The sequence below is a fragment of the Streptomyces sp. NBC_00388 genome, from assembly GCF_036061255.1.
Taxonomy (GTDB): domain Bacteria; phylum Actinomycetota; class Actinomycetes; order Streptomycetales; family Streptomycetaceae; genus Streptomyces.
In genome coordinates this window covers 4,920,153-4,930,575 of sequence record NZ_CP107948.1, presented here as the reverse complement: position 1 = coordinate 4,930,575, position 10,423 = coordinate 4,920,153, and the positions used below count along the sequence as shown (strand labels likewise).

Sequence of the window (10,423 nt, the reverse complement as noted above, 5' to 3'; positions counted from 1 at the left end):
ATGGCGAGCACGGAACCCGAGTCGAACAGCGAGGTGTCCGCTGCTGCGGACACGTCCGAGGAGGCGGCGGCGCCGGGAAAGGGTACGCAGACCGGGACGGAGAAGGTGACGGAATCCGGCGGGGGTTCGCCGAAGGATGTCCCGACGCTCGCCGGTGGCGTGATCGGTGCGGAGGTGCCCGCGGCCACCCGCGTGACGGAGAGCAAGGCAACGACGCTCGAATCGGCTCCCGAGGCAGTGGCCGCCGCGAAGGCCGAGCCACAGAAGGCCGAGAAGGCCCAGAAGCCCGAACCGGCCTCGGGACCTTCTCCGGAACCGCCTTCGGATACCACGGCGACCCCCGCAACCGAACCGGAAACCACGGCCACCCCCGCCCGCGCCACCGCGACCGCGACCCCGGCCTCGACCGCCGCAGCCTCAACGTCCCATGGGATACCGGCACTCACCGCCGTACTGGGCAGCCTCACCCGGAGCCGTACGCGCACCCGTACCTCTTCCGATGCCACCGCCGCTGTGAGCGCAGCAGGCGGGAACGGCCCCGGAGGAACCGGTACGGAGGAGGGCCCGGCACCCGGCAAGGTCTCCCGGCCGATGGTCGCGGCGGCCGCGATCGGGGGCGTGGTGCTGCTGTCCCTCCCCTTCGTCGTCGCATCGGCCACCGGTGGCGACGGCCCGAAGCACACCACCAAGAACGCGGCGGCCGGTTACACCGACCCGGGGCAGGGATCCGACGGATACGTTCCCGGTGCGGATGCCACCAACGGCGCGTCGAGGTCCGGGGGTTCGAAGAAGAAGGAGGGTTCGGCGCGCGACGCGGGAGCGCCGCCGATCACCGAGGCCGCGTCGGCGGACAGCGCGAGCGGCCCCGGGGAGAAGCCTGCCGACGGCAAGAAGGGCGACGGCAGGACGGGCGACGGCGCGAAGGGCGACGGCAAGGACTCCGCGTCCGACAAGGGGAAGGACGACGAGACGTCGGGCTCCTCATCCGACGGCGGTGGCGCCACCTCGCACCGGTCTGCCACCAATTCGGCCGCGGTCTTCTCCGCGGTCGGCGGCCCGCACTGCTCCAGCAGCTCCGTCACGTACGCCGAACGCGGTGCGTACACCGACGACCAGGACGGGTGGACCACCCACGACGGCTCGTACGCGTCGGGCGGCTGCACGGGCCGCTACCGTTCGATGCCGATGTCCGGGAGCAGTTCGAAGGATTCCGGCAACAGCGTCATCTGGGTCTTCCGCACCGGCAAGGTGACGTCGGGGAGCTGCAAGGTCAGCGTCTACATCCCGGACGACAGCGTGGCCCGCCATGTGGGCGGACAGCCCTCGTACTACACCGTCCACAACGGCACGGACGGGAACGCCACCCTGCTGGGCCGCTTCACCATCACGCAGGTGAGCCACCGCGGGCAGTGGGTCGGCGCCTCCACGTACAAGATCACCGGGGGGCTGCTGACGGTCAAGCTCCACGACCGCGGGGACGACTGGAGCAGCTCCTCCCGGGACAACGCCCACCATGCGGTGTCGGCGGTGCGGGTGGAGTGCACGGCATGACGCCCACCGGTCCGGCCGTTCATGTCACCCTGGACGGCGGGCCGGTGGTGCCGGAGGCCAGCGGGGAGCGTGCCAACTCGACGCAGCCGAGGGCGACCAGGCCGAGTGCGCCCAGCTCTGGCACCAGCCACCAGCCGGTCCGCAGGGTCTCGCCGAACAGGGTCACGCCGTACAGGATGCTGATGAGCGCGTCGCCGAGTGTGAGCATGGGCTGGACCGCGACCAGGGTGCCCGCCTGGAGGGCGTTCTGCAGCAGGAAGAGCGCGCCCACACCCGCCGCGGCCGTGCCGTAGAGCTGCCAGGCCGTGAACAGTTCGATCCAGCCGCCGGAATCGCTGAGCCGTGCCACCGCGTCCTTCATGAGCGCGGCGGTGAGCGCGTATCCACAGGCGGCGGCCAGCCCGAGGAGCGCGCCCCGGGAGTTGCCGCGGGTCTTGAGCGCCGCACCGATCAGCACCGCCTCGAAGATCCCGGTGAGGACGAGCGCCGGGATCCACTCCAGTCCGCCGACGGTCTCGCCACCGCCGCCGGGGGCCGCACTGGCCATGCCGAGGGCGAGGCCCAGGGTGACGGCGGCCACCCCGTACCAGACCCCGCGGTGCAGCCGTACGTGCAGGAGGTGGCCGGCGAGCAGCAGGGTCGCGGGCAGTTCGATGACGAAGATCGGCTGCACCACGGCGATCGGCCCGGTGGCCAGCGCCACGGCCTGGCAGACGGCCGCGACGATCACCAGACCGATCCCGGCCAGCCACACCCGCTGGCGGACCAGATGGGTGAAGAGGGACGCGTGCATCGCCTCGGTGTCGGGCACCTTCGCGGCGGCGCGGCGCTGGAACACGGAGGCGGCGCCGTTGCTGAGCGCGGTGAGCACGGCGAAGAGGACACTGATCACCCGTCCATGATGAAGGCCGGGATTTACGAAACGGGGATCTCCCCTGTTCGGCCGCGCCGCCGGCGGTTCTGGTGCCGCTCCCGCGCGGTTGCCGGGCGCGGGGGCCGGCCCCACCCCCGTAGGCGCCGGACCCCCGTGCGACCCGGGTCGTACCACCCCGATCGCACGCCCCGGATCTCACGCCCGGATCGCACGCCCGGAAGGGGCTCGCGACAGAGTGCCCGCACGCCAGTACTCCTGGCAACCGAATTCGGACCGCCGCACCTCTCGATCGGGCCTCCGTCGCTGACGGGGCCGAGCCGCCTACGAGGTGGCGCCGGATCCGGGTTTCTCGCCACGGGGGAAGGAGATCTCGACGCGGCGGTTCTTCGTACGGCCTTCCTCGGTGGCGTTCGAGGCGATCGGGTAGTCCTCGCTGTACCCCCGGATGTCGAACGTGACGTCGGAGCCGAGCGACTTGGCCAGCTCCTGCTGCACGGAGTCGGCACGCCGCTTGGAGAGGACCTTGCCGTGCTCGTACGACCCGAGGTCGTCGGTGAAGCCGAAGACGCGCACCTTGGTGGCGTGCTGGGCCAGCGCCTCGTCGGCGATGGCCTTGATACGCGCCCGGGCCTCGGGATTGAGCGTGGGGCTGTCCCGGGCGAAGAGGACTTCGGCCTGGAGCGCGAACGTCACATCGGCGTTGGTGTCCTCACGGCGCTCCTCGCCGCCGAGGTCCTCGACGACGGACTTGATGTCGATGACGTGGGAGGCCGCGAGCGTGGCACCGTCACCGAGCCGCAGCCCGGGGGCGGCCGGGTCGATCGTGGGCGGCGGCGAGGACGTCGTACTGTCCGGGGGCGCGCTGGGGGTGGGGCCGGTGGCGTGCGCCCCGGTAGCGGAGAGCCCGGTGATGAGGAGAGCGGCGGCGAGGGCGGCCGCGTGGCGGCGGGGTCGTCTCATCGGTCACTGCCCGTCGGAGATGTCGATGGTGGCGGGGGGCATGTCGCCGATCTGGAACTCCACGGACTTGGTACTGGCGGGCGGGGCGGGGAACTGGGCGTAGAAGGCACGCTCCTCGCTCGCCTGGAAAGCCCCGACGAACTTGGTGCAGAGGCAACGACCACTTGTGTCCCGCAGGATGAGGTACTTCTTCTTCGCTGTCTGGTCGACCAAAGAAGCACCGGCCATCGACGCCGAGTTCCCCGCCAGCTCGCTCTCGTCTCCGGCCCAGGACGTGGGAGTCCAGATCTTGCCGCTGCCGTTCGTCACCTTGCCGCTGACCGTGACGAAGCCACCGGAGTCGCGGACAGCCGACGTCACGGTGAGCGCGATCCCGTCATCGCCCTTCACATCGGCCAGTACTTTGTCGCCGGACGGGGCCGGGGACTGCTGATCTTTCCCCTCGCCCCCCGTGGCCTTCGCCGTGGGCGACGACGCACTCGTCTTCTCCTTGCCGCTGTCCCCTCCACAACCCGTCACAGTGAGAGCCAGACCTGCCGCGATCGCCACGGCGCTCAATGTCCCGCGGGCTTTCAAGGTGCGCCGCATGCTCATCCGCCACTCATCCTCACTCCGCCAGGTGTACGGCGAACAGGTCCTTCGCCCGGGGCAGTTCAATGTCCTGGAGCTTCTTCGGATCGATGTTCCAATGCTGACCGCCGTCGCAGTCGAACTTGATCAGCTTCGAGTCGTCCGACGGCATGACCGTGCACCGTGGCTCGATCATCGCGACGGCGTGCGCTTGGGCATGCCTGCTCTCCGTGCCCGGGATGACGGACTTCCCCACGGTGAACCGGGTGGTGACGCTCGCCTCAAAAGCCGGGAGCCCTCGGACGGTGGTCGGTGTGAGCCCGTCGAGGGTGGCATCGTTGGCGCCCGCGAGCTGTGCTGCTGCGGCATCCCCCGTACCGGGAACCGCGTGGTCCCCTGACAGCCAGGCCGCCCAGTCGCCGTCTCCGCCGAGCGCGCCCGTCAGCCCGTCGGCCATCTGGTCTCGCACCTCCTGTGCTGCTGCCAGGGCCGCGGCATCAGCTGCGGACTGAGCCCCGTTCCGGGCGACAGCGGCCTGAGCGAAGGCGAAGTAGGCGAAGGCCAGGAAGAGCAGGCCGCCCACCACCACTACGTAGATCAGGATCGTCTGCCCCTGGTCGGCCCGGAAGGGGTGCCCGGTCACTTTCCCCCGGTGATGGAGGCCACGGCGTTGCTGATCGCACTCGAAATGATCCCCTGCAACCCCAGCCCCCGCACCGCCACCACAATCAGCGCCACGATCACCAGCAGCCCGCCGTACTCCACGATGCTCGCGCCGCTGTCCCCCGCCCCCCTGCGCATCCGGGAGACCACCGTGTCGCGCCAGGTGCCGAGTGCCAGATACGCCTTGAGCGTGATGTCCTTCGCCATGCTCTGCCCCTTCGGGAACGTACGACTCCGTCTCTGCGGCAGGGCTGCCGTACGCGGCGCCCCGCCTCCCCTCACCGCGCAAGGATTCGGCCATGCCGGCCGGGCTCCCGCGCGGACGTTCCCAGCCATATCGCGTGCGCTCCACGGCTGTCGGTGCTGGTTCGGGTGGAGCTGCGCACGTGCCGGAGACGGTGCGGTGCATGACCTCCGCCTCCCTCGGCCTCGGCCCGAAGTCATATCCCTGGGGAGAGAGTGGCACAAAGGGTTGCGGCCTCGAAGCAGCTGACAGAAAGTGGCCGGATCCCACCCCCGGCCCCCCTCTCGCTGTCGTCAACGGCTTCGCCATCCCTGCCACCGTCAGTTCCCGAAGAGCGAACCGAAGTCGGTGGTGGAGCCCAGGAACATGTTCGTCACGATCAGGATGAGCGTGGCCGGGACCATGGTGATCAGCGTGACCACGGTGGCCTGCGGGATTGCCTTCGCGGCCCGGCGGCGGGAGTTCTGTGCGTCGGTGCGCCGCATGTCGTTGGCGATCTGGATGAGCGTCTCCGCGATCGGCGCGCCCAGCTCCTCGCCCTGCTGGAGCGCGCTGACGAACTGCGAGACCTGCTCGGACTCGTTGCGCCTGCGCAGTTCGTCGAACGCCTGGCGGCGGCTGACTCCCATATCCATCTGGCGCAGTGTGATGCGCAGTTCGTCCGCCCAGGGGCCCTCGTACTTCTCGGCGACCCGCTCCAGCGCCTGCCGGAACCCGAGGCCCGCGCTGACGACCACGGCCAGCACGTCGAGGAAGTCGGGCAGGGTCCGCTCGATGATGTCCTTGCGCTTGCGGACGGCCTGCCAGATCGTCGCGTCGGCAGCGAACGCCCCGTAGGCGAAGGCGAAGACGGCGAAGATCCAGCTGCCGTTGGTGAGCAGGGCGAGCCCCGCGAGGCCGCCGAAGATGCCGTACACCGCGCGCCGGGCGGCGTACCGGTCGACGGTCAGCCCCCCGGGGTTGCCCGCCGCGTCGATCCTGCGGCGCTTCCTCTCCACCGCCCGGGGCCCCATCGCCCTGAGCACGGCGGGCGCGAACCGCATCCCCGCACGGTCGACCGCCGCCTCGGCGCCGCCCACCCGGCTGGCGCCCACTTCGAGCGCGACGGCGAGATCGCTGGGGATCTTCACATCGGAGCGGTACATCCGGACGCCCTGGAAGATCCCGGCGACGGCCGCACCGAGCAGGAGAGCGAGCAGCAGTCCCATCATGGCTGTCGTCCCGTCCCCTCAGACTTCGATCTTGCCGAGGCGCCGCATGCCGATGAACCCGACGGCGTACAGGCCGAGCGCGACGAGCACGGCTGCCTGGCCGAGCGGGTGGCCGGTCATCCGGCCCAGTGAGCCCGAGTCCATCGAGTTGAGCATGATCATGGCGCCGAGCCCGAGCAGCGGCAGCGTGTACGCGGTGGCGTTGACCTCGGAGAGCATCGTGACGACCTCGCGCCGGGTCTCCTTGCGCTCCTCCAGGGTCTCGGTGAGGTTGCGCAGGCTGCCGACGACCGTGCCGCCCGCGCGGTTGGAGAGGACCAGGGTGGTGACGAGCACGACCAGTTCCCGGGAGGGCAGCCGGGCGGCCAGCTCGCCCAGGGTCTCGTCGATCGACCTGCCGAGCGCCAGCTGGGCGGTGACGGTGGCCAGCTCCTCGCCCGCCGGGGCCTCCAGCTCCTCCGCCGCCATGCCCAGCGCGGTACGGAGAGCGAGCCCGGCGGCGGTCGCGTTGGCCAGGATCCGGGACAGCTCGGGGAGCTGGTTGATGAATGCCTCGATGCGCTTCTGGCGCTGCCAGTTGAGGAAGGTGTTGCCCGCCCAGAGGGCGACGATGCCGGCGACCGGGCCGAAGAACGGGGCGAGCGCCGCGGAGGCGATCAGCCACAGCGCTGCGACCCCGCCGAGGACGTACCCGGTGAACTCGCCCGGTGTGAGATCCAGCCCGGTTGCGGCGAGGCGCAGTTGGAGCCGTCTGCCGTAGGCGGTCCCGCGGAGCTTGCGGTCGACCCCGCCGAAGCGGCGGACCCGGAGCCCCGCGGGGTGCGGCCCGCTGTACGAGAGCCGGTCGACCAGAGCTTCGCGCTGGGCCCTTCCCGCGGCGTAGACATGGATACCGGCGACGGCGAGCACACCGCAGAGCAGCGTGCCGCCGATCGCCAGCAGAGCGGTGTTGGTCATGGTGCTGCCCTACCTCGCCTCTCTCGTGTTGAGCGGGTCGACGGCTTCCACCACGCCGAACGCGGGTGGCAGCGCCTCGTTCGCGAGGTACAGCCGCTCGGCGATCCTGCGCGGCAGCGGCAGGTGCTCGAACCGGCCGTGCACGACCCGGTCGGAGTCCATCGGCTGTGCACGGAACCGGGAGACCGTCGCGATCTGGAACCGCTCGCGCCCGTGGCTGACGAGGAGCGCCAGCTCGCTGACCTTGCGGGAGCCGTCGGCGTGCCGGGTGAGCTGGACGATGACGTCGACCGCGCTGTTGATCTGGTCGCGGAGCGCCTCGAAGGGGATCTCCACCTCGGACATGGAGCCCAGGGTCTGCAGCCTCATCAGGGCGTCCTCCGCGCTGTTGGAGTGCACGGTGGCGAGGGACCCGTCGTGACCGGTCGACATCGCCTGGAGCATGTCGAGCGTCTCGCCTCCGCGCACCTCACCGACGATGATCCGGTCGGGCCGCATCCGCAGCGAGTTGCGGACGAGGTCGCGGATGGTGATCTGGCCGTTCCCCTCGACGTTGGCCGGCCGGGTCTCCAGCCGGACGACGTGTGCCTGCTGGAGCTGGAGTTCCGCCGCGTCCTCGACGGTGATGATGCGTTCGTGGTCCGGGATGAGGCCGGACAGCGCGTTGAGGAGCGTGGTCTTCCCGGAGCCGGTGCCGCCGGAGACGATCACGTTGAAGCGGGCCCGGACGAAGGCGGAGAGCAGCAGCAGCATCTGCTCGTCCAGCGTGCCGAGTGCGATGAGCTCCTGGAGACGGTACGCCCGGGGGAAGCGGCGGATCGTGAGGGTGGGGCCGGTCAGCGAGAGCGGCGGGATGATGACGTTGACGCGCTCGCCGGACGGGAGGCGCGCGTCGACCATCGGATTGGACTCGTCGACCCGGCGGTTGACGGTCGACACGATGCGCTCGATGGTCTGCATCAGCTGCTCGGTCGAGGCGAAGCGCATCGGGAGCTGCTCGACGCGTCCGGCCCGCTCCACGAAGATCGAGTCGGGGCCGTTGACCATGATCTCGGTGATGGAGGCGTCTTCGAGCAGCGGTTCCAGGACGCCGAGGCCGAGCGCTTCGTCGACGACCCTGCGGATCAGCTGGGAGCGCTCGGCGGTGGAGAGCACCGGGCCCTCGCGGCTGATGATGTGGCCGAGGACCCGCTCCAGTCTGGCGCGCCGGTCGGCGGCGGCCAGCGAGGACATCTCCGCGAGGTCGATCTCCTCCAGGAGCTTGGCCCGGTAGACGGCGACCTGGTGGCCGTCCTCCCGGCCGCCGCCGTGCTCCTCGGGGGCGGCGATGCGGGACCGCAGGCTCATGGTGCCTCACCTTCGGCTGTGGTGTCGTTCGGCATCGCGACGGTGCGGTGGACCGGGCCGAAGAGGTGGAAGCCCGGCAGGACGGAGGGGACGGAGATGGTGGCGGTCGCGCGTACGGTGTCGCCGCCGCCGACCGAGACGGTGGTGTCGCCCTGGAGCCAGCCGGACACGGCGTCCTGTCCTGCGGCGGCGCCGGTCCCGGCCTCCAGGGCTTCGGTACGGGCGGCGGCGCGGGCCGCCGTGCCTGCCTGGCCTGCGGTGTAGCCGACGATGCCGAGCTGGATGGCGGCCATGCCGATGAAGAGCAGGATCGGGAGCATGCCGGTGAATTCGAGGATGGCCGTGCCGCGGTCGTCGCGGCGGAGGCGGGCGCGGAGACGGGCGCGGGCGCGCGGCAGAGCCCCGCGGGCGGTACGCCGTGCGGCCGCCCTCATCCCCCGTCCCCCTCCAGCGCGGCCCCCGCGCTCCCGTCCACCGGCCAGGGGAAGTTCCCTGCCCCCGGGAAGAGCACCGGGGTGCGCAGATGGACGGTGGCCTTCATCAGGTCGCCCGACGGGGCGCAGTCGACGCTCGCTGCCCCGCGCCAGTTGGCCGGCAGCCGTTTCAGGCCCGCCTCCTGGCAGCCCGCCGTCGTACCGTCCACCGCGTACGAGGCCGTGGCCGTCCGCGCCGCCTCGTCCGCCGCGTTGCCCGCGAGGGAGAACGTGTACCCCCACAGCACGCACTGCCACATCGCCACCAGGACGAAGGCGATCAGCGGGGCCATCCCGGCGAACTCGACCAGCACGGCGCCGCGGTCGCCCTCCGGGCGGCTGCCCCGGCCGCGGAGCCGCCCGCCCCGGCCGCCCCGCCCGTGCGAGGCCGACGCGGGGGCCTTCACCAGACCGAGCTCCCCGGCCAGGCCCCAGAGGGCCTGTTTGACGGTGGAACGGCTGTCGAGGTCCTGCATACGGCCCGCGTCCACGACCGCCTGGAGCTCTTTGAACCCGGCCGGGATCGCGGCACGGGCAGCCTTCGTACCGGTGATGCGCTCGACCAGGGGCGGCTGGATCTCCGCGCCCCGGGTGGCCCGGTTGACGACGGTGACCGTCTCCTCCGCCTTGCGTACCTGGAGCCGGTCCCACATCCGCACCATCCGCTTGGCGGCCCGGACGGCCACCACGTCGGGGGTGACCAGGAGCAGGGCGTGGTCGGCCATTTCGACGGCGGCGGCGTTGGCGCCGGTCAGCTGGGTGCCGCAGTCCACGACCACGATCTCGTACCGGTTGCGCAGGGCGCTGATCGCCTGCCGGGCGACCCGGTCGGTGACCTCCTCGCCGCGCTCGCCCTCGCCGGGTGCCAGCAGCAGTCCGAGGCCGGTGGGGTGGGCGTATACCGCGTCCTGGATGACCCGTGGGGAGATGTCGGCGATGCCCGCCAGGTCGGCGATGGAGCGGCGGAACTGCACGTCGAGATAGGAGGCGACGTCACCGGACTGGAGGTCGAGGTCGACCAGGGCGACGGACCGGCCGGACGCCTGGGCGGCCAGGGCCAGTTGCACCGCGGTGACGGTGGCGCCGACCCCGCCCTTGGCGCCGGTGACCGTGACGACCGTGCCGACGGGCCCGGCGGCCGGATCGGGCCCGCCGCCCAGGTGGCGGCGGACGCCGGTGGACCAGGAGGCCGCGTTCTGCACCCGGGCCGCCAGCTCCTCGTAGCCGAGGGGCAGTCCGATGAGGCCGCGCGCGCCCGCGTCCATCGCCGATGTGTACAGGAGCGGGCTGATGTCCGCGGTGATGAGGACGACGCCGACCGCGGGGAAGCGCAGCGCCACCTCCCTGATCAGCTCCAGCGCCGGGGCCGGGCCGGTCCGTTCGTGGACCAGGACGACCTCGGGCAGCTCGTCGAGCGATTCGGCTGCCAGCCGGGCGAGCAGGTCGAGCAGTGAGGTCGAGTCGGCGACCGGCGGGAAGGGTTCCGCGTCCGGGAGCTGGCTGAGCAGGGTGATCACCGCGCGCGCCGCGTCCGGGTCGCCGGCCACGGGCAGGATGCGAGTCGTCATCTGTC

The 10,423-nt window shown here is 71.5% G+C and carries 11 protein-coding genes; 1 reads left to right on the top strand and 10 read right to left on the bottom strand.

Features of this window, described 5'->3' with window-relative positions; all coding sequences use genetic code 11:
• Positions 1-1,551, top strand: coding sequence for a hypothetical protein (locus OG917_RS22220; RefSeq protein ID WP_328319360.1), 1,551 nt, complete (start codon positions 1-3; stop codon positions 1,549-1,551).
• Positions 1,552-1,570: 19 nt separating this feature from the next.
• On the opposite strand, the gene OG917_RS22215 is transcribed toward OG917_RS22220, so the two are convergent.
• The 10 genes from OG917_RS22215 to OG917_RS22170 form a co-directional block, all read right to left on the bottom strand.
• A complete protein-coding gene (locus OG917_RS22215) occupies positions 1,571-2,443 on the bottom strand; it encodes a DMT family transporter (RefSeq protein ID WP_328319359.1) in 873 nt (290 codons plus the stop codon).
• A 303-nt stretch (positions 2,444-2,746) separates the two neighbouring features.
• On the bottom strand, positions 2,747-3,385 hold the full coding sequence (locus tag OG917_RS22210; protein ID WP_328319358.1) for an OmpA family protein: 639 nt from the start codon (positions 3,383-3,385) through the stop codon (positions 2,747-2,749).
• Between the two features lie 3 nt (positions 3,386-3,388).
• Positions 3,389-3,934, bottom strand: coding sequence for a hypothetical protein (locus OG917_RS22205; RefSeq protein WP_328319357.1), 546 nt, complete (start codon positions 3,932-3,934; stop codon positions 3,389-3,391).
• A gap of 58 nt (positions 3,935-3,992) precedes the next feature.
• Positions 3,993-4,598, bottom strand: a complete 606-nt coding sequence (locus tag OG917_RS22200; RefSeq protein WP_328319356.1) for a pilus assembly protein TadG-related protein — start codon at positions 4,596-4,598, stop codon at positions 3,993-3,995.
• Positions 4,595-4,825 carry a hypothetical protein gene (locus OG917_RS22195; RefSeq protein WP_328319355.1) on the bottom strand — a complete coding sequence of 77 codons (231 nt, stop codon included), beginning with the start codon at positions 4,823-4,825 and terminating at the stop codon, positions 4,595-4,597. The genes OG917_RS22200 and OG917_RS22195 overlap by 4 nt, the downstream gene beginning before the upstream one ends.
• Before the next feature lie 357 nt (positions 4,826-5,182).
• Positions 5,183-6,073, bottom strand: coding sequence for a DUF5936 domain-containing protein (locus OG917_RS22190; RefSeq protein ID WP_328319354.1), 891 nt, complete (start codon positions 6,071-6,073; stop codon positions 5,183-5,185).
• 18 nt (positions 6,074-6,091) lie between these two features.
• Positions 6,092-7,030 carry a type II secretion system F family protein gene (locus OG917_RS22185; RefSeq protein WP_328319353.1) on the bottom strand — a complete coding sequence of 313 codons (939 nt, stop codon included), beginning with the start codon at positions 7,028-7,030 and terminating at the stop codon, positions 6,092-6,094.
• A gap of 9 nt (positions 7,031-7,039) precedes the next feature.
• Positions 7,040-8,377 (bottom strand): CpaF family protein, encoded by a 1,338-nt coding sequence (locus OG917_RS22180; RefSeq protein WP_328319352.1) that lies wholly within the window; start codon positions 8,375-8,377, stop codon positions 7,040-7,042.
• Positions 8,374-8,811 carry a TadE/TadG family type IV pilus assembly protein gene (locus tag OG917_RS22175; RefSeq protein ID WP_328319351.1) on the bottom strand — a complete coding sequence of 146 codons (438 nt, stop codon included), beginning with the start codon at positions 8,809-8,811 and terminating at the stop codon, positions 8,374-8,376. Before OG917_RS22175 ends, OG917_RS22180 begins: the two co-directional genes overlap by 4 nt.
• Complete coding sequence (locus tag OG917_RS22170; protein WP_328319350.1) at positions 8,808-10,418, bottom strand: AAA family ATPase; 1,611 nt, start codon at positions 10,416-10,418, stop codon at positions 8,808-8,810. Before OG917_RS22170 ends, OG917_RS22175 begins: the two co-directional genes overlap by 4 nt.
• Positions 10,419-10,423 lie beyond the last annotated feature (5 nt).

What these genes read in the sequence shown, in the direction of transcription:
- OG917_RS22190 (WP_328319354.1), bottom strand. Translation starts at nt 6,073, where the DNA reads ATGATGGGACTGCTGCTCGCTCTCCTGCTCGGTGCGGCCGTCGCCGGG.
- OG917_RS22175 (WP_328319351.1), bottom strand. Translation starts at nt 8,811, where the DNA reads ATGAGGGCGGCCGCACGGCGTACCGCCCGCGGGGCTCTGCCGCGCGCC.
- OG917_RS22195 (WP_328319355.1), bottom strand. Translation starts at nt 4,825, where the DNA reads ATGGCGAAGGACATCACGCTCAAGGCGTATCTGGCACTCGGCACCTGG.
- OG917_RS22220 (WP_328319360.1), top strand. Translation starts at nt 1, where the DNA reads ATGGCGAGCACGGAACCCGAGTCGAACAGCGAGGTGTCCGCTGCTGCG.
- OG917_RS22210 (WP_328319358.1), bottom strand. Translation starts at nt 3,385, where the DNA reads ATGAGACGACCCCGCCGCCACGCGGCCGCCCTCGCCGCCGCTCTCCTC.
- OG917_RS22180 (WP_328319352.1), bottom strand. Translation starts at nt 8,377, where the DNA reads ATGAGCCTGCGGTCCCGCATCGCCGCCCCCGAGGAGCACGGCGGCGGC.
- OG917_RS22185 (WP_328319353.1), bottom strand. Translation starts at nt 7,030, where the DNA reads ATGACCAACACCGCTCTGCTGGCGATCGGCGGCACGCTGCTCTGCGGT.
- OG917_RS22170 (WP_328319350.1), bottom strand. Translation starts at nt 10,418, where the DNA reads ATGACGACTCGCATCCTGCCCGTGGCCGGCGACCCGGACGCGGCGCGC.